This is a genomic window from Phenylobacterium sp. Root1290 (assembly GCF_001425305.1).
Taxonomy (GTDB): domain Bacteria; phylum Pseudomonadota; class Alphaproteobacteria; order Caulobacterales; family Caulobacteraceae; genus Phenylobacterium.
The window spans coordinates 249,503-266,756 of the sequence record NZ_LMEE01000001.1 but is presented as its reverse complement, the minus strand read 5'-3'; the positions used below and the strand labels follow the sequence as shown (position 1 = coordinate 266,756).

General features: G+C 66.4%; 16 protein-coding genes. 7 read left to right on the top strand and 9 right to left on the bottom strand.

Annotated features, from left to right (window positions below; translation table 11 throughout):
* Nucleotides 1-155: 155 nt before the first annotated feature.
* The 3 genes from ASC79_RS01275 to ASC79_RS01265 are packed head-to-tail and all read right to left on the bottom strand — an operon-like array spanning nt 156 to nt 3,735.
* Nucleotides 156-1,607, bottom strand: a complete 1,452-nt coding sequence (locus ASC79_RS01275) for a bifunctional ADP-dependent NAD(P)H-hydrate dehydratase/NAD(P)H-hydrate epimerase (RefSeq protein WP_056018529.1) — start codon at nt 1,605-1,607, stop codon at nt 156-158.
* Nucleotides 1,608-1,625: 18 nt separating this feature from the next.
* Nucleotides 1,626-2,195, bottom strand: a complete 570-nt coding sequence (locus tag ASC79_RS01270) for a histidine phosphatase family protein (protein ID WP_056018526.1) — start codon at nt 2,193-2,195, stop codon at nt 1,626-1,628.
* A gap of 4 nt (nt 2,196-2,199) precedes the next feature.
* On the bottom strand, nt 2,200-3,735 hold the full coding sequence (locus tag ASC79_RS01265) for an acetyl-CoA acetyltransferase (protein ID WP_056020875.1): 1,536 nt from the start codon (nt 3,733-3,735) through the stop codon (nt 2,200-2,202).
* A 242-nt stretch (nt 3,736-3,977) separates the two neighbouring features.
* Between ASC79_RS01265 and ASC79_RS01260 the strand changes: the two genes are divergently transcribed.
* From ASC79_RS01260 to ASC79_RS01230, 7 genes are all read left to right on the top strand, one after another.
* Entirely contained in the window at nt 3,978-4,316 is a 339-nt protein-coding gene (locus tag ASC79_RS01260; RefSeq protein WP_056018522.1) for a P-II family nitrogen regulator, read from the top strand.
* A 40-nt stretch (nt 4,317-4,356) separates the two neighbouring features.
* Nucleotides 4,357-5,769, top strand: a complete 1,413-nt coding sequence (gene glnA / locus ASC79_RS01255; RefSeq protein ID WP_056018519.1) for a type I glutamate--ammonia ligase — start codon at nt 4,357-4,359, stop codon at nt 5,767-5,769.
* A 163-nt stretch (nt 5,770-5,932) separates the two neighbouring features.
* A complete protein-coding gene (gene parE / locus ASC79_RS01250; protein WP_056018516.1) occupies nt 5,933-7,990 on the top strand; it encodes a DNA topoisomerase IV subunit B in 2,058 nt (685 codons plus the stop codon).
* 71 nt (nt 7,991-8,061) lie between these two features.
* Nucleotides 8,062-9,186 (top strand): acyltransferase, encoded by a 1,125-nt coding sequence (locus tag ASC79_RS01245; protein ID WP_162244243.1) that lies wholly within the window; start codon nt 8,062-8,064, stop codon nt 9,184-9,186.
* Between the two features lie 259 nt (nt 9,187-9,445).
* Nucleotides 9,446-11,032 carry a DEAD/DEAH box helicase gene (locus tag ASC79_RS01240; protein ID WP_056018506.1) on the top strand — a complete coding sequence of 529 codons (1,587 nt, stop codon included), beginning with the start codon at nt 9,446-9,448 and terminating at the stop codon, nt 11,030-11,032.
* Between the two features lie 113 nt (nt 11,033-11,145).
* Nucleotides 11,146-12,201, top strand: a complete 1,056-nt coding sequence (locus ASC79_RS01235) for a GGDEF domain-containing protein (RefSeq protein WP_056018505.1) — start codon at nt 11,146-11,148, stop codon at nt 12,199-12,201.
* A gap of 77 nt (nt 12,202-12,278) precedes the next feature.
* Nucleotides 12,279-13,076: an enoyl-CoA hydratase/isomerase gene (locus tag ASC79_RS01230; protein ID WP_056018502.1), complete on the top strand. Its 798-nt coding sequence runs from the start codon at nt 12,279-12,281 to the stop codon at nt 13,074-13,076.
* Here ASC79_RS01230 and ASC79_RS01225 read toward each other — a convergent pair.
* From ASC79_RS01225 to ASC79_RS01200, 6 genes are read right to left on the bottom strand one after another with little or no spacing between them, the layout of a single operon-like run.
* Nucleotides 13,073-13,474, bottom strand: a complete 402-nt coding sequence (locus ASC79_RS01225) for an iron-sulfur cluster assembly accessory protein (RefSeq protein WP_056018499.1) — start codon at nt 13,472-13,474, stop codon at nt 13,073-13,075. The two genes, ASC79_RS01230 and ASC79_RS01225, sit on opposite strands and share 4 nt — an antisense overlap.
* 17 nt (nt 13,475-13,491) lie before the next feature.
* The gene (locus ASC79_RS01220) at nt 13,492-13,854 is read right to left on the bottom strand and encodes an SUF system Fe-S cluster assembly protein (protein WP_056020873.1); all 363 of its coding nucleotides are present in this window, start codon (nt 13,852-13,854) and stop codon (nt 13,492-13,494) included.
* Nucleotides 13,855-13,862: 8 nt separating this feature from the next.
* Entirely contained in the window at nt 13,863-15,077 is a 1,215-nt protein-coding gene (locus ASC79_RS01215) for an aminotransferase class V-fold PLP-dependent enzyme (RefSeq protein WP_056018495.1), read from the bottom strand.
* 2 nt (nt 15,078-15,079) lie between these two features.
* The gene (gene sufD / locus ASC79_RS01210; protein WP_056018492.1) at nt 15,080-16,111 is read right to left on the bottom strand and encodes a Fe-S cluster assembly protein SufD; all 1,032 of its coding nucleotides are present in this window, start codon (nt 16,109-16,111) and stop codon (nt 15,080-15,082) included.
* The gene (sufC, locus tag ASC79_RS01205; RefSeq protein WP_056018490.1) at nt 16,108-16,854 is read right to left on the bottom strand and encodes a Fe-S cluster assembly ATPase SufC; all 747 of its coding nucleotides are present in this window, start codon (nt 16,852-16,854) and stop codon (nt 16,108-16,110) included. The genes sufD and sufC overlap by 4 nt, the downstream gene beginning before the upstream one ends.
* The gene (locus ASC79_RS01200; RefSeq protein WP_056826569.1) at nt 16,854-17,228 is read right to left on the bottom strand and encodes a hypothetical protein; all 375 of its coding nucleotides are present in this window, start codon (nt 17,226-17,228) and stop codon (nt 16,854-16,856) included. The genes sufC and ASC79_RS01200 overlap by 1 nt, the downstream gene beginning before the upstream one ends.
* Nucleotides 17,229-17,254: the final 26 nt, after the last annotated feature.

The window sequence follows — 17,254 nt, the reverse complement described above, 5'->3', positions numbered from 1 at the left end:
CCAAGTTCTCTGCAAAATCAGATGTTTATAGAATTCTCCTTTCGCAGGGTCGGATACACAGACGCGAAGGAGCATCGGTTAATCGCCGATCAGCTCCATGGCGAGCGGGATCAACGACAGCACCAGAAGCATCCCGACATTGAATGTTCGCAGGATTAGCCCAGACGGCCCTCGTAGAGGCGCCGCAGCACCGCTGGCGCCAGACCAGGCAAGTCCTCGGCGATCAGGCCAGGGCCGTGCAGTTCGGCGATCTCCGCATGGATCCAGGCGGCCGCGCACGCAGCCTCGAAGCTCTCCATGCCTTGCGCGATCAGCGAGCCGATAAAGCCCGCCAACACGTCGCCCGATCCCGCCGTCGCCAGCCAGGGGGAGCCGTTGGTGTTGACGCAGGCGCGGCCGTCCGGGGCGGCGATCACGGTGTCAGCGCCCTTCAGCAGCACGATCGCATCGGCCTGCTGGGCCGCACGTCGCGCAGCGGCGATCCGGTCGGGCGCTTCTTTCAAAAGCCCTGGGAACAGACGGTCGAACTCACCAGGATGAGGGGTCAGCACGTCATCGACATCCAGCACCGAGAACAGTTCCTCGGGATCGTCGCGGAAAACCGTGATCGCATCGGCGTCGATGACCAGCGCAGCGCCCGTGCGCGCCAGCGCCAGGACATTGACCAGCGTATTCTCGGTCACGCCGGCTGCCGGACCGATGATCGCGGCGTCGACGTCCGCTGCGGCCTGCTCCAACTCGGCCTCGGTGTCGAAGCCCTTCAGCATCACCGCTTCAAGGTGGGCGGCGTTCACCGACAGCGCCTCGCTCGGCGACAGCAGCGTCACGAGCCCTGCCCCCATTCTCAGGCCTGCGCGGGCGGAGAGCCGCGCCGCGCCGGTGTTCCACGCTTCACCCGACACCACCACAAGCCGACCGCGCGCATGCTTGTGTGACGTCGGTGTCGGCCACGGAAAGTGCGGCAGCCAGGCCTCGGGGCCATTCTCGATCAGTTCCCCGCCCGTTTCGGCCAGGCCGATGTCGGCGACTACGACCTCGCCGCACAACGCATGGCCCGGCTGCAGGACGTGGGCGGGCTTCTTGGCGTGGAAGGTCACCGTCAGCCCCGCGACCACCACCGCCCCCTGCGGCTCGCCCGTGTCGCCCGGCAGGCCGGACGGCACATCGACAGCCACCACGCTCTCGGGATGCGCGGCCAGTCGCGTCGCCATGGCTGCAGCCTCGCCGCTCAACGGCCTGGCCAGGCCCGCGCCGAACATCGCGTCCACGAAGAGGCGGGCGTCCAGCGGCGCGTCCCAATCCGCCGTCCCGCCGTCCCACAAGGCGGCCGCGGCCTTGGCGTCCGCCGTCTGCGGCTCGGCCAGCGCCCGAAGCTCGACCGGCCAGCCGCGCGCCTTCAGCAGACGGGCGACCACGTATCCGTCGCCGCCATTGTTTCCGGGCCCGCACAGTACGCAGACCGCCCTCTGCGAAAAGCGATCGGCGATCGCGTCGGCCACAGCCGCCCCCGCGCGCTCCATCAGCTCGACACCCGGCGTGCCCGCCGCGATGGCCACACGATCGGCCGCGGCGATTTCCGCGACCGTGAGAATCCTGCGCGCAGCCACGGCCGCTCCTCGTCTGACCTAAAGGACTTGGGTGGAGGCTTCGCGCCCCCGCTCCACCAAGGTCAAGCGCTCGCCATCAGTTTCGAGGGTCGAGATCGAGGCGTGATCCGGGCGGAAGACGAGAACGCGCTCGTCGCCATCCAGATGCGAGATCACCGCATTGATCGCCACATAATGCGAGAACACCGCCGCCCCGCCCTTTTCTCGAAGGGCCTTCACGACGTCGCCGCGCCAGGCGTCATAGTCCAGATCGCCCTCTACATCCTTCCAGCGGCCCTGGAACACGCTGCGCAGCCACGCCGGCCGCTCTTCCGCGCTCAAGGCCTTGGGGGTCGGGATCTCGCCGACGAAGGGATCGATCTCGAGCTCCACGCCCAGCGCGGCGGCCGTCGGCGCAGCCGTCTCGCGGCAGCGGCGCAGCGGCGAGCTGACCACCCGCCGGGGCCGCTCGGCCTCCGGCAGGCTCATCAGATAGTCGCGGGCGGCCTCCGCCTGCGCCTGACCCGCCGCGTCCAGACCGGGGTCCTCGTCGGCCTCGCCCCAGACGGCGGCCGGCTTGCCATGGCGGATCAAGTAGAGTCGGGACATCAGATCAATCCGGTACGAAGATGTTGCGGGTCCCGTCTTCGGACCGACTGACGGTTCCGCTACGGCCCACAGCTTCCTTAGCCTCAAGTCCGGCCAACGTCGCCTCGTCCGTAGGGGTGTTGGCGACGAACCGGCGCCCTTCGCTGTCGCGCCCGACGACGATGCCCATCATGTAGCCCTCGCGACCATGCACGACCGTGTAGGTCTCGATTGTGGCTGCGCCCTTTGGCTCTTCGATGACAGTCGGATGCGGCAGGGCGTCGATCTGCGCCTGAATGACCTTCGGATCCTGGCGATCGAACGGACCCGCCGGCGGCTTGGTCGAATAGACGCCCGTCGACTGCTTGGTGAGGAACCAGCCGTTCGCCGTGATCAGGCCATAGGCGCCCGGGTCATCCCGCAACCGCTGCATCATCACCGCGATGGAGTGCATGGCGTAGTTGTTGCCCGGTCCGCCCATGTACGGCAGTCCGCCGGTGACCGTCAGGCCACGCGGATCGTCCAGCGCCAGGCCCAGTTCCTCGGCGCCCACCTCCACCGCGACAGGGAAGCAGGAATAGAGATCGATGTGCCCGATGTCGGCGAGGCCGATTCCGGCCATCTCCAGCGCCCGCTGGCCGGTGAAACGCATCGCTGGGCTGGAGTGGAAGTCCTGACGATCCAGCGGATACCAGAGGTCCGATGCGTCGGCGCAGCCGTGCAGGTAGACCAACTTGTCCTCCGGCACACCCAGCTCACGGGCGGTCTTCAGGCTGGCGACCAGCACCCCGGCCGACTGATCCACGTCCATGATGGCGTTGAGGTACTTCGGGTACGGAAACCCGATCATGCGGTTGCGGTCGGTGACCTCGACAAGTTCCTCCGCCGAACGCTCGACCGGGAACCAGGCTTCGGGGTTCTTGGCCGCGACCCGCGTAAACGGCGCGAACAGTTCGCCCAGGCGCCGCTGGTGGTCGGGAATTGAACGGCCGTCGCGCGCGCGCAGTGCGTTCTCAAACAGGGGGTAGCAGTTGATCGGGCGTCCCAGACCGTGCTTGGCCTCATACGGCGTCACGCCCGGACGCGGATCGCCGATGCGGTTCGGCTCAGGCAGTTCCTCGGCGTCGTCCCAGTCGGCGAAGCCCAGGCCCTTGGTCAGGCGCTTGGTGGCCGAGCCCAGGAACTCGCACCCGACCACGAGCGCGAAGTCGGTTTCGCCCTTGGCGATGCGCTCACAGACCGTGTTGACCAGTTGCTGGGGGCTGTTGCCGCCCATGTGCGAATAGACCGCGTGCGTGGGCTGCGCACCGATCCGCTTGGCCAGCGTAGCCGGCGGATTGGTCGAGTGCGGCACCAGCCGGCCGCCCCCCGGCGCATCGATCGTGAAGCCGACAACAGCCAAGGTATCGATCTTTGAGAGCTTTTCGGGATCGAGCCCAGCGTCCTGCGCCGCCCGTTCCGCCGCAATCTTCAGCAATGCCGTCGGGGAAGGCGAAGCGCCCGGATCACCCCTGTACGTGAATTGGCCCGCTCCGATGAGAACTGGGGTCCGCTCGTCCATCATTTCTCTCCCCGCAGCGACCGAACGGGCGCCGCTTCGGCCGCCGAACAGACGCGAACTAGATGTTTCCGACACTGGTTATCGATTGGGCGCCGGGTGCTCAAAAATGCATCATTCACATCATCGCATGCTCCCGCGACGGAACCGCAAGCCCATCCCCCTTGTCGGGTCCGCCCGGAGCGTGCTCGTAGCCGCCAACCGCCCCGGCGGCGCCGCGCACAAGTGAGGCCAGTGAGCTTGGAATGAAAAAGATCGAAGCCATCATCAAGCCGTTCAAACTGGACGAGGTGAAGGAAGCCCTGCAGGAGCTGGGCGTCCAGGGTATGACCGTCATCGAGGCCAAGGGCTACGGCCGCCAGAAGGGTCACACCGAACTCTACCGCGGCGCTGAGTACGTGGTGGACTTCCTGCCCAAGATCAAAATCGAAGTCGTCGTCGCCGACGACCAGCTCGAAGTGTCGCTGGAGGCCATTGTCGGCGCCGCGCGCACGGGCCGCATCGGCGACGGCAAGATCTTCGTCTCGGAAATCACCGACGTCCTGCGCATCCGCACCGGCGAAACCGGCGCCGCAGCCGTCTAACGACTTTACAGCTATCGGACTTCTTCAAGGGGATAAGACCATGGCCACGACCGCCAAGGACATTCTGGATCAGATCAAGGAAAAGGACGTCAAATACGTCGACGTCCGCTTCACCGACATTCGCGGCAAGATGCAGCACGTCACGTTCGACATCGACCTGGTCGATGACGAATTCCTGACCGACGGCACCATGTTCGACGGCTCGTCGATCGCTGGCTGGAAGGCCATCAACGAGTCGGACATGAAGCTGCGTCCGGATCTGGAAACCGCCTACATCGATCCCTTCTACCAGCAGACCACGCTGTGCCTGTTCTGCGACATCGTGAACCCGGACACGGGCACCCCGTACAACCGCGACCCGCGTTCGATCGCCAAGGCGGCGCTGAACTACGTGAAGGCCTCGGGCATCGGCGACACCGTGTTCTTCGGCCCGGAAGCCGAGTTCTTCATCTTCGATGACGTGCGCTGGTCCACAGCTCCGCACAACACCGGCTACTCGTACGACTCGAGCGAACTGCCGTCGAACACCGGCAAGGAATATCCGGAAGGCAACATGGGCCACCGGCCCGGCCCGAAGGGCGGCTACTTCCCGGTGAACCCGGTCGACAGCTGCCAGGACCTCCGCGGCGAAATGCTGGCCGTCATGGGCGAGCTGGGCATGAAGCCGGAAAAGCACCACCACGAAGTGGCGCCCGCCCAGCACGAGCTCGGCCTGAAGTTCGACACCATGATCACCATGGCCGACCGGATGCAGCTCTATAAGTACGTCATCCACAACGTGGCCGCGGCCTACGGCAAGTCGGCCACCTTCATGGCCAAGCCGATGTTCGCCGACAACGGCTCGGGCATGCACGTCCACCAGTCGATCTGGGCCGACGGCAAGCCGCTGTTCGCCGGCGACAAGTACGCCGGCCTGTCGCAGATGTGCCTCTGGTACATCGGCGGCATCATCAAGCACGCCAAGGCGATCAACGCCTTCTCGAACTCGACCACCAACTCCTACAAGCGTCTGGTGCCCGGCTACGAAGCCCCGGTGAAGCTGGCCTACTCGGCCCGCAACCGCTCGGCCTCGATCCGCATCCCGCACGTCGACTCGCCGAAGGCCAAGCGCATCGAAGCTCGCTTCCCGGACCCGATGGGCAACCCCTACCTGACCTTCGTCGCCCTGCTGATGGCCGGCCTGGACGGCATCATCAACCAGATCGACCCGGGCGCGGCCCAAGACAAGAACCTCTACGACCTGCCGCCGCGCGAGCAGAAGAAGGTTCCGGAAGTCTGCGGCTCGCTGCGTGAAGCCCTGGAAAACCTCGACAAGGACCGCGCCTTCCTGAAGGCCGGCGGCGTCATGGACGACGACTTCATCGACTCCTACATCGAGCTGAAGATGCAGGAAGTGATGCGTCTCCAACTGCACCCGCACCCGGTCGAATTCGACATGTACTATTCGTGCTGATCGAAGCCGCCTGAGGCGACCTTCGAAGGGGCCGCGGAGCAATCCGCGGCCCTATTTCGTTGATTGGCGGGGCGCTTAGGGGACAAAGCCGCCGGGTCGCATTGATTTGGCGCCCGGCGCGATTCATATGGGACGGTCTCGAATCGTTCCATTTTCAGGTCGCATGTCCCAGGCCTCCACTCCCCAAGCTTCCCTCTTCGACGACGCCCTGAATCCGGCGCCTGCCGCGCCGCTGGCGCAGAGCCATGAGCCGCGTCCCGATCCGGCGGTGCTGACGGACAAGGCGTCCAGCGGCTACTCGGCGAAAGACATCGAGGTCCTCGAGGGCCTGGAGCCGGTGCGSAAGCGGCCTGGCATGTACATCGGCGGCACCGACGAGCGCGCCCTGCACCACCTCTTCGCCGAAGTGCTCGACAACGCGATGGACGAGGCCGTCGCCGGCCATGCCAAGGTCATTGAAGTTCGGCTCGACGCCGAGGGCCGCCTGACGGTCAAGGACGACGGGCGCGGGATCCCCGTCGACCCCCACCCCAAGCATCCGGGCAAGTCCGCCCTGGAAGTCATCATGACCGTCCTGCACTCGGGCGGTAAGTTCTCCGGCAAGGCCTACGAGACCTCCGGCGGTCTGCACGGGGTCGGCGTCTCGGTGGTGAACGCGCTGTCCGAGCGCGTCGACGTCACCGCCTGGAAGGACGGCTTCGAGTGGCGCCAATCCTTCAGCCGCGGCAAGCCGCTGGGCGCGATCGAGAAACTTGGCGCGACCCGCAAGAAGGGCACGGCGATCGCCTTCGTGCCCGACGAACAGATCTTCGGCGAAGGCTGCGCCTTCAAGCCGGCGCGCCTCTACCGCATGGCCCGTTCGAAGGCCTACCTGTTCGGCGGCGTCGAGATCCGCTGGAGCTGCGATCCCTCGCGCATCCAGGACCAGACGCCGGCCGAGGCGGTGTTCCGCTTCCCCAACGGCCTGGCCGATTTCCTGGCCGAGCGCGTCAAGGACATCGAGACCGTCACCCCCGAACCGTTCGCCGGCCGCTACGCGCGCCCTGGCGAGACCGGCAAGGTCGAATGGGCGGTCACCTGGACCCCCGCCGGCTTCGGCGAAGCCGACAGCTTCATGCAGTCCTACTGCAACACCGTGCCGACCCCCGAAGGCGGCACGCACGAGGCCGGTTTCCGCGCCGCCCTCACCCGTGGCCTCAAGCAGTACGCCGAACTGACGGGCGAGAAGCGTGGCGGCCTGATCACCGCCGAAGACGTGGTGGCCCAGGCCGGCGCCTTGGTCAGCGTGTTCATCTCCAATCCGGAGTTCCAGGGCCAGACCAAGGAAAAGCTCTCCTCCTCGGACGCCCAGCGCTTGGTCGAAAACGCCCTGCGCGACCCGTTCGACCACTGGCTGACCGCCCAGCCGAAGTCGGCGAGCCTGCTGCTGCAGTTCGTCATCGACCGGGCCGAGGAACGCCTTAAGCGCCGCCGCGACCGTGACGTCCAGCGCGCCTCGGCCACCCGCAAGCTGCGCCTGCCCGGCAAGCTGGCCGACTGCTCCGGCCAGGCTACGGACGGCACCGAAATCTTCCTTGTCGAAGGCGACTCCGCCGGCGGCTCGGCCAAGCAGGCGCGCAACCGCAAGACCCAGGCGATCCTGCCGCTGCGCGGCAAGATCCTGAACGTCGCCTCGGCCTCGGTCGACAAGCTGGTCGCCAACAAGGAGCTGTCAGACCTGCTGCTCGCGCTCGGCGTCCAGCCGGGCAAGAAGTTCAAGGAAGAGGACCTGCGCTACGAGCGCGTCGTGATCATGACGGACGCCGACGTCGACGGCGCCCACATCGCATCGCTGCTGATCACCTTCTTCTATCGGACGATGCCGGACCTGATCCGCGCTGGCCGCCTCTATCTGGCTCTGCCGCCGCTCTATCGGATGAGCCACGGGGGCAAGACCATCTACGCCCGTGACGACGCCCACCGCGAAGAGCTGCTGGCGACCGAGTACAAGGGCAAGAAGCCCGAGATCGGCCGCTTCAAAGGCCTCGGCGAAATGATGCCCGGCCAGCTCAAGGAGACCACCATGGATCCGGCCACCCGGACCATGGCCCGCGTCACCCTGCCTCGCGCTGAAGAGACGGTCGAAGACCTGGTCGAGGCGCTCATGGGCCGCAAACCCGAACTGCGCTTCCGTTTCATCCAGGAAAACGCCGAGTTCGCCGCCGACGACCTCGACGTGTAGCGCCGCCGGCCGCTACCAAGCATGAGAGAATCCGCCTCCTAACTATGTCGTTCTGCAGGGGGACGGTGGTGATGACTGAGAGCCCGCTTGGCCATCGCGCGCGCCTCCCCGGCATCGAGGCGCTACGAGGCTATGCGGCGTTCGCCATCCTGATCTTCCACGTCATTCACATGACGAACGCCGCGGTTCCCCAAAGCCTCGAGTTCATGAAGGTGTTCCTCGCCTACGGGGTGCCGCTGTTCTTCGTCATCAGCGCCTTCAGCCTCGCATATGGCTACGCTGGGAGGCTATCCGGGCCTAGGCAGGTCACCGACTTCTACCTGCGCCGTCTGTTTCGGATTGCGCCGCTCTACTATCTCGCGATCCTCGCCCAACTCGCAGTCATCGCCTCCTACGGCGCGCCACAGCCGTCCTGGAGCGACTTGGTGCTGGCCTTCAGCTTCACCTTCAATCTCCACCCTCAGATGGTCGACGGCATTGCACCCGCCTCCTGGTCGATCGGGGTCGAGATGCTGTTCTACGCAGTGTTTCCTGTCGCACTTGCTTTCGCCGCGACCTTGCCTCGCGCGATCTTCCTGACCGCCGCGCTCACTGTTGTCTCAGTGTTCTATGCGCTCGCCATCAACAAGCTGAAGCTCAACCCCACCTTCATCACTCACGGCCTGGCGTTCAATCTCCCCTATTTCGGATACGGCCTAGTCGCGTACCAATTGCTGCAAGTTGCACCGGCCAGGTGGGGTGGGCTGCTCAGCGTAGCTGGCCTGCTTCTGGTGGTTCTGGCCTGGGCCGTAGCACCAATATTCACTGGCCCAGGAGCGAACGGCGTCGCGAACGTCCTCTACATGCTCACCTGGGGCGCGCCATTTGGCGTCCTGTGCCTTGGCATGGCGCTATCACCCCCGAAGTTCCTGTCCAACCGCCTAACCCAGTTTCTCGGCACGATCAGTTTCGGCGTCTATCTAGGCCATCCACAGGTCATCCTCATGTTGGACAGCGTGGGCGTTTACGCCCGCATTCGCGACCTGCCGGGGGGCTCGGGCGTCACCTTCCTGCTCGCCGTCCTGGCGACGTCCTGTGTCGCCATCGCACTCGGATGGGTCCTGTTTCGCTACGTGGAGGCCCCGGGGATCATGCTCGGCCGCCGCCTCGCCGGCCGCCTGGAGCCCCGCGTTTCAGAGCAGGCGGCTTCGGCCTGATCTGGACACAGGCTTGCGGCTAGCCCTCCTGCCCGCCCCTGTTTTTCCGCCCCCAAGCAGTTCCGCAGATCGGACCTGCCCTTGTCCGCGCGCACTACATCGGCGAAGCTCAACGCGTCCCTTGAACTGCAAGGGGTCAGAACGCGTTTGACTTGACGCCATGTCTCCGTATCTTCCGCGTCGCGCGACGATCGCCGTCTGCGCCGCCGCGGTTCGCTAGCTCGTCTCCGGACGGGCCTTCCGCCCCCATTGCTGCTGAATGACCGAATTTTCCGAACTGGGCCTGTCGCCCGCGACGCTCCAGGCAGTTGCTGACACCGGCTATACGACCGCGACCCCGATCCAGGCGCAGGCCATTCCCGTCGCCCTCCAGGGCCGCGACGTGCTGGGCATCGCGCAGACGGGCACCGGCAAGACCGCCGCCTTCACGCTTCCGATGATCGATCGACTGGCCGCGGGCCGGTCCAAGGCGCGCATGCCGCGCTCGCTGGTGATCGCCCCGACGCGCGAACTGGCCGATCAGGTCGCCGCTTCGTTTGAGAAGTACGCCAAGGGCCAGAAACGCACCCTGTCCTGGGCCTTGCTGATCGGCGGCGTCTCGTTCGGCGATCAGGAGCTGAAGCTCGATCGCGGCGTGGACGTGCTGATCGCCACCCCGGGCCGCCTGCTCGACCATTTCGAACGCGGCAAGCTGCTGCTCACCGGCGTCCAGATCATGGTCGTCGATGAAGCCGACCGCATGCTGGACATGGGCTTCATCCCGGACATCGAGCGCATCTTCAAGCTGACGCCCGCCAAGAAGCAGACGCTGTTCTTCTCGGCGACCATGCCGCCGGAAATCACCCGGCTGACCAAGCAGTTCCTGAACGATCCGCTGCGCATTGAGGTCGCCCGTCCGGCCACGACCGCCGACACCATCACCCAGCACCTGGTCCGCCTCCCCACCTCCGACCCGAAGGCCAAGCGCACCGCCCTGCGCATGCTCATCGAAAAGGCCGAGGTCGATACGGGCATCGTGTTCTGCAATCGCAAGTCCGAAGTCGATATCGTCGCCAAGTCCCTGAAGAAGCATGGCTTCGACGCCGGCCCCATTCACGGCGATCTTGATCAGGCGACCCGGATGCGGACGCTGGAAAGCTTCCGCAAAGGCGAACTGAAGCTGCTTTGCGCCTCTGACGTCGCCGCCCGCGGCCTCGACATTCCGGCCGTCAGCCACGTCTTCAACTACGACGTCCCGCACCACGCCGACGACTATGTGCACCGCATCGGTCGTACGGGTCGCGCCGGCCGGTCCGGCGAGGCGTTCATGATCGTCACCCCGGCCGACGCCAAGAACATCGACAAGGTGCTCAAGCTGATCGGCAAGACCCCGCAAGAGGTCGTGCTCGAGGGCGTCGATTTCGCCGCCATCAAGGATGAGCGCCGCGCCAGCAGCAGCGGCCGCGAACGCGGCGGCTCGCGCGAACGCGGCGGCCGTAGCGAGCGCGGTTCCCGTGACCGCTCGCGCCCGATCGCGCCGCACGGCGAGGTCGCCTCGATGGAGCCGGTCGTCGCCGCGCCTGCCAGCGAAGAGAGCCAGGCCGAAGCCCCCAAGCGCCGTACCCGCGCGCGCGCCGAGCCCGCCGCCAAGGCCCAACCGCCTAAAGCCGCTCCGCCCGCCCCGACGCCCGTCGCCGCCGCGCCGGATCCCGTACGTCGCGAGCGTTCACGCCGCGATGGCCGCGATGGACGTGACAATCGAGACAACCGCGACAACCGAGAAGATCGCGACAACGTCGTCGGTTTCGGATCCGATATCCCCGCGTTCCTCCTGCGGGCCCCGCCGCGCAGTTCAACTACGGAATAGCTGGAATAGCCGAGTTTTTAACGGCTCGTTGGAATCTCACCGGTAGTCTTCACCTCGGATACGGGCCGCTGCGGAAAAAATCGCGGCGGTATCGGGGATTCGGGGAAGACAGAATGTCGGGCGACATCGAAACCAAGCTGCGGGGTCCGGGCGCATACGCTCTGGCCAGGCAGACCATGGACGCCATGGAGGCGCACCAGGTCTGGCCGACGGCTGTAAACTTCGAACTCTGGACCCACTTCATCGTCGCTCCTGACAGCGCGCTGGGCCGCGAAATCGCCCGCATGCTCTCGACCGGCGAGGCGTTCACCGACACGGTCGCCGACGAACTGGCCGCGACCTATCTGCCCAAAGCAAAGCTCAACGACCAGATCCGCGACGCTGGCGACGCCCTGACGAAGGAACTCGATGCGGTCAGCCGCGCCATCGAGACCGCCCAAAAGTCGAGCGAAGCCTACGGCGAGACTCTGGCCGACGCCTCGAAAACGCTGATCGCGGCCGGCGACGCCGCCGACCTGCGCGCGACGGTCGACACCCTGGTGACCGCGACCAAGCGCGTTCAGCGCGAGAACAAGTCGCTGGAGCGCCGTCTGGGCGAGTCCACGGCCCAGGTCACCAAGCTGCGCGAGCACCTGGAACAGGTCCGCCGGGAAGCCACGACCGACGGCCTGACCAATCTCGCAAACCGCAAGGCGTTCGACGAGGAACTGGAGCGCGCCTGCGCCGACGCCGACGAGCAGGCTCAGAGCCTGACGCTCGCGGTCATCGACATCGACCATTTCAAGTCCTTCAACGATACCTGGGGCCACCAGACCGGCGACCAGGTCATCCGCTACGTCGCCAGCGTCATCGGCCGCGTGGGCGCCCCGCCCCGCTTCGCTGCGCGCTACGGCGGCGAAGAGTTCGCCCTGATCTTCCCGCGCGAGAGCGCCGAATTGGCGACGATCGTGCTCGAGGAGATCCGCGAAGAGGTCTCATCCCGCATGCTGAAGCGCCGCTCGACCAACGACGACCTCGGCGCGATCACCGTTTCGGCTGGCCTGGCCGAACTGCGTCGCGGCGAAAGCGCCCATGGGCTGATGGAGCGTGCCGACAGCGCCCTCTACGTCTCCAAGCGCTCAGGCCGCAACCGCGTGACCAGCGCCGAGAAGGTGGCCGCGGCGGCCTGAGCCGCCCGGTGATTTTCCCCTAGCCTGACGCCGCGACATTCCTCTTTAAGTTCATCAGAACCTTGAGGGAGGACGCCATGGTCTATTCGAAGATCAAGACATCGGTGGGTGCCGGCATCGGCGTGATCACCCTGTCCGACCCCTCCACCCTCAATGCCGCCGGCCTCGACCTGATGGACGAGCTTGGCCAGGCTTTCGAGGCCATGAAGGCTGACGCCTCCGTCCGCTGCGTCGTGCTGACCGGCGAAGGCCGCGGCTTCTGCTCCGGCGCCAACCTGTCGGGGCGTGGCCCGGCGGCTGAGACGCCCGACCCGGAAGGCCCCGACGCCGGGGCGGCGCTCGAGACCGTCTATAATCCCTTCGTCACCTCGCTGCGCGAGTTCCCCGTGCCGATCGTCACCGCGGTGAACGGCGTGGCCGCCGGCGTGGGCTGCTCCCTCGCGCTCATGGGCGACATCATCGTCGCAGCCGAGAGCGCCTATTTCCTGCAGGCGTTCCGCCGCATCGGCCTGGTGCCGGACGGCGGATCGACCTACCTGCTGCCGCGCCTGATCGGCAAGGCGCGGGCGATGGAGATGGCCCTGCTCGGCGACAAGGTTCCGGCCAAGACCGCGCTTGAATGGGGCCTCGTCAACCGCTGCGTGGCCGACGACCAACTGATGCCGACCGCCATGGAACTGGCCAAGACCCTGGCGACGGGCCCCAAGGCCCTGGGCGCCATCCGCAAGCTGGTCTGGGAGAGCCTGGACGAGGAATGGGCCGCCCAGCTGCACTCCGAGCGCGTGGCCCAGAAGTCCGCAGGCAGAACCGAAGACAGCCGCGAAGGCATCCTCGCCTTCCTTCAGAAGCGTCCGGCCGAATTCAAGGGACGCTAGGCGTCCGCGGGCTTGGCCGGCGCGATGGTGACGCTCTCGCCGCAGCCGCAGGCGTCGGTCTCGTTGGGATTGCGGAACTGGAACTTGGACGAGAGCTTGGTGGTCACGTAGTCGATCTCGGTGCCGACCAGGAACAACACCGCTTTCGGCTCGATCAGGATCGTGACGCCCTTGTCCTCGACCACCTCGTCCAGAGGACCGGATTCCTCGGCGTACTCCAGAATGTACTCCTGGCCCGCGCAGCCGCTGTTCTTCACGCCGACGCGCAGGCCGGCATAGGGCTTTTCGGCCTTGGCCATGATCGCACGCACGCGTTCGGCCGCAGCGTCGGTCAGGGTGACGACCTTGGGCCGCGGACGGCGCGCCCGAGGCGCGGGTGTCAGGTTCAGATCGCTCATGTCCCCTCCATATGGGGTCAGAACATGTTGAGTTGAAGCTTCGCCTCGTCCGACATCCGCGAGGAATCCCACGGCGGATCGAACACCAGCTCCACGGTCACGTTACGAATGCCCGGGATCTCCCGGACCGCGTCTTGCACCCAGCCGGGCATCTCGCCGGCCACCGGACATCCCGGCGCGGTCAGCGTCATGTCGATCGCCACGTCCTTGTCGTCCGACACGTCGACTTTGTAGATGAGCCCAAGCTCATAGATATCGACCGGGATTTCCGGGTCGAACACGGTCTTCAGTTTCTCGATGAGCAGATCGGTCAGCACATCCAGTTCCGCTTGCGAAAGCGGAGTGGTGGCGGTCGGCTCGATGGCGGCAGCGTCGTCCATGATCAAACTCAAGCGAAAAAGGCCTGGGTGCGGGTCAGCGCGTCGACGAATGCGTCGGCCTCCCCTTCCGTATTATATAGGGCGAAGGAAGCTCTGGCGCTCGCGGTCAGGCCGAAACGCCGCATCAAAGGTTCGGCGCAGTGGGTTCCCGCCCGCACAGCGACCCCATAGCGGTCGAGGATCTGGGCCACGTCGTGGGCATGTGCGCCGTCGACGGTGAAGGCCATGATCGCGCCCTTGCCCGGCGCCTCGCCGATCACCCGCAGCCAATTGTAGCCCTTCAGCCCCTCGCGCACGCGCGCATAGAGCTTGGCCTCATGCTCGGCGGCGGCCTTGCGGTCGATGGTGTTCAGCCACTCGATGGCCGCCCCAAGCCCGATCGCCTCGATGATTGGCGGCGTGCCGGCCTCGAACCGGTGCGGCGGGTCGGCGTAGGTGATCGCCTCGAGGCGCACTTCGCCGATCATTTCCCCGCCGCCCTGGTAAGGCGGCAGCTGGGCCAGCGCCTCGGCCTTGCCGTAGAGCACGCCGATCCCGGTGGGCCCGTAGAGTTTGTGGCTGGAGAAAACGTAGAAATCGACGTCCAGCGCCTTCACGTCGATGTCCAGATGGACCACGCCCTGGCAGCCGTCGACCAGCACCTTCGCTCCGGCCGCGTGGGCCATGCGGGCGATCTCGGCCACCGGGTTGATCGTACCGAGCACGTTGGACATCTGCGTCAAGGCCACGACCTTGGTGCGCGGCGTCAGCAGGTCGGGCAGCGCGGCCAGGTCCAGGGTCCCGTCGTCCAGCACCGGGATGAACTTCAGGACCACGCCCTTGCGCTCGCGCAGGAAGTGCCAGGGAACGATGTTGGCGTGATGCTCCATCACGGTCAGGAGGATCTCGTCCCCCTCGACCAGACTCGCCCCGATCCCGGAGGCGACCAGGTTGATCGCCTCGGTGCCGCCCTTGGTGAAGACGATCTCGTGTTCGCCGGCGTTGATGAACTTCGCCACCGACTTGCGCGCCGCCTCGTAGGCGTCGGTCGTCTCGTTGGCCAGGGTGTGCAGGCCGCGGTGGACGTTGGAGTATGAGCCCTCCATCACCGCAGTCATCGCGTCGATCACCGCCCGCGGCTTCTGGGCCGACGCAGCGCTGTCGAGATAGACCAGCGGCTTGCCGTTCACCTGCCGCTGCAGGATCGGAAACTGCGCCCGGACGGCGTCGACGTCGAAGGCCATGCTCAGACCTCCAGCCGCTGCGCGGCCCAGGCCTGGGCGACCTCGCGGACGGCGTCGTGCTCGATCCGCTCGATAACCTCGCCGACGAAGGCCGCGGTCAGCAGCGCGCGCGCCAGATCTTCGGGCATGCCGCGTTGCTCGGCGTAGAACAACGCATCCTCGTCGAGCGCGCCGATGGTGTTGCCGTGCGCGCACTGAACGTCGTCGGCGAAGATCAGCAGCTCCGGCTTGGCGTCGATCTCGGCCTTGTCCGACAAGATCAGCGCATGGTGGCCCATTCGCGCGTCCGTGCGGTCGGCGCCCTCGGCGACGACGATGCGGCCCTGGAAGACGCCCCGCGACTGATCGCGCACGACGCCCTTGGTGAGCTGGCTGGTCGTTCCGTCGACGCCCTGATGCTCGACCACGGTCGTCAGATCGGCGTTGTGCTGACCTTCCAGCAGATAGGCGCCGTCCAGCCGCAACTGGGCGTGCGCGCCCGGATGGGCGACCCGCGTCTCGATCCGCTGGCGGCGCGCACCGTGGGTCAGCACGGTCTGGGAGTAAGCCGCGTCAGCAGCCAGTTCGACCTTCGCATCCACCACCGACACGCCGTCAGCGTGATCGGCGGCGAAAACGATGCGCTCGACCTTGGCGCCCTTGGCCAGCCGGATGTTGACCATGGTGTTGGCCAGGTAGCCGCCGGACACGCCTTCATAGCTCTCGACCAGGGTCAGCTTGCCGCCCTCGCCCACCGTGACCCAAAGCTCGGCGTTGTGCGCCCCGGCTTCGGCCGTGGACAGGAAACGCCAGGCCACGAACTTCTCTTCGCCCGCGGCGACCTCGAGATCGGTCGATCCACGCCCGTTGACGACGCCGACTTCGACATCGACCTGTCCGGACAGAGGACTGTCCCAGGCCCAGGCGCGCCCCTCGGGCGAGGCGGCCGGCATCTGGCGGATCAATCCGCGCAGATCGGTCCAGCGCCAGTCCTCGTCGCGCCGGCTCGGCAGCAGGCTGGCGTCGCCGGAGCTGATGGCCTCAGCGATGCTCACGCAGCCCTCGCGTACTTGTCGTAGCCTTCACGCTCCAGCTCGAGCGCCAGTTCCGGTCCGCCGGACGCCACGATCCGCCCGGCCGCCAGCACGTGCACGCGGTCGGGTTTGATGTAGTCCAGCAGGCGCTGGTAGTGGGTGATCACCAGCATCGCGCGGTCGGGCGCGCGCATGGCGTTCACGCCGTCGGACACGATCTTCAGCGCATCGATATCGAGGCCGGAGTCTGTCTCGTCGAGGATGAGGAACCGTGACGAAAGCATCGCCATTTGAAAGATTTCCATCCGCTTCTTCTCACCGCCAGAGAAGCCGACGTTCAGCGCTCGCTTGAGCATGTCGAACTCGATCTTCAGCGACGCCGCGGTCGCCTTGGCGAGCTTCAGGAACTCCGGCGCGCTGATTTCGGGCTCGCCGCGCGCCTTGCGCTGGGCGTTCATCGCCGTCCGGATGAAGGTCAGGGCGGGGACGCCCGGAATCTCCAGCGGATACTGGAACGACAGGAACATCCCCTTGGCCGCGCGTTCGGCCGGATCCAGGCTCAGCAGATCCTCGCCGTTCAGCGTCGCCGTCCCGCCGGTGACGTCATAGCCGTCGCGGCCGGTCAGCACGTAGGACAGGGTCGACTTGCCGGCGCCGTTCGGCCCCATGATGGCGTGCACCTCGCCCGCCGGGACGTCGAGCGACAGGCCCTTGAGGATTTCGTTGCCGTCGACTTCGGCGCGCAGGTTGGAGATCGAAAGCATCAGTTGGTCTCGTCGGCCAGGTACTGGGCCATCACTTCAAGGGCTTCTTCGACGGTGTTGACCGTCTGCTGCTTGCGCGGCGCGGCGGTCGCCGTGGTCGCGGTGCGCTTGTCCGCGGCGCGGATGCTGGCCGTCCCGGATTCGAAATAGGCGTCGATCAGATAGTCCTCGTGGTTCAGGCTGACCGTGTAGCGGCGCAGGTCCAGGGTCAGGCCCTTTTCCTTCAGGAAGCCGTCGTCATCGGACAACGCGCTGAACAGCTGCTCGGCGCGCGCCAGGTCTTCCTCCTGCTGGCGTCGCTCGGCCTCCTCGCGGGCATGGCGGGCCGCGTCGCGGCGGGCGTGCTCGGCTTCGAAGGCGCGGCGAAGGGACATGGAGCGGGTCTCTGACGTTGCGAGGG

Bases quoted from the DNA above. Each gene is read 5' to 3' on its own strand.
- ASC79_RS01270 (WP_056018526.1), bottom strand. From the start codon at position 2,195: ATGTCCCGACTCTACTTGATCCGCCATGGCAAGCCGGCCGCCGTCTGG.
- ASC79_RS01265 (WP_056020875.1), bottom strand. From the start codon at position 3,735: ATGGACGAGCGGACCCCAGTTCTCATCGGAGCGGGCCAATTCACGTAC.
- ASC79_RS01260 (WP_056018522.1), top strand. From the start codon at position 3,978: ATGAAAAAGATCGAAGCCATCATCAAGCCGTTCAAACTGGACGAGGTG.
- glnA (WP_056018519.1), top strand. From the start codon at position 4,357: ATGGCCACGACCGCCAAGGACATTCTGGATCAGATCAAGGAAAAGGAC.
- ASC79_RS01245 (WP_162244243.1), top strand. From the start codon at position 8,062: ATGACTGAGAGCCCGCTTGGCCATCGCGCGCGCCTCCCCGGCATCGAG.
- ASC79_RS01240 (WP_056018506.1), top strand. From the start codon at position 9,446: ATGACCGAATTTTCCGAACTGGGCCTGTCGCCCGCGACGCTCCAGGCA.
- ASC79_RS01235 (WP_056018505.1), top strand. From the start codon at position 11,146: ATGTCGGGCGACATCGAAACCAAGCTGCGGGGTCCGGGCGCATACGCT.
- ASC79_RS01230 (WP_056018502.1), top strand. From the start codon at position 12,279: ATGGTCTATTCGAAGATCAAGACATCGGTGGGTGCCGGCATCGGCGTG.
- ASC79_RS01225 (WP_056018499.1), bottom strand. From the start codon at position 13,474: ATGAGCGATCTGAACCTGACACCCGCGCCTCGGGCGCGCCGTCCGCGG.
- ASC79_RS01220 (WP_056020873.1), bottom strand. From the start codon at position 13,854: ATGGACGACGCTGCCGCCATCGAGCCGACCGCCACCACTCCGCTTTCG.
- ASC79_RS01215 (WP_056018495.1), bottom strand. From the start codon at position 15,077: ATGGCCTTCGACGTCGACGCCGTCCGGGCGCAGTTTCCGATCCTGCAG.
- sufC (WP_056018490.1), bottom strand. From the start codon at position 16,854: ATGCTTTCGATCTCCAACCTGCGCGCCGAAGTCGACGGCAACGAAATC.
- ASC79_RS01200 (WP_056826569.1), bottom strand. From the start codon at position 17,228: ATGTCCCTTCGCCGCGCCTTCGAAGCCGAGCACGCCCGCCGCGACGCG.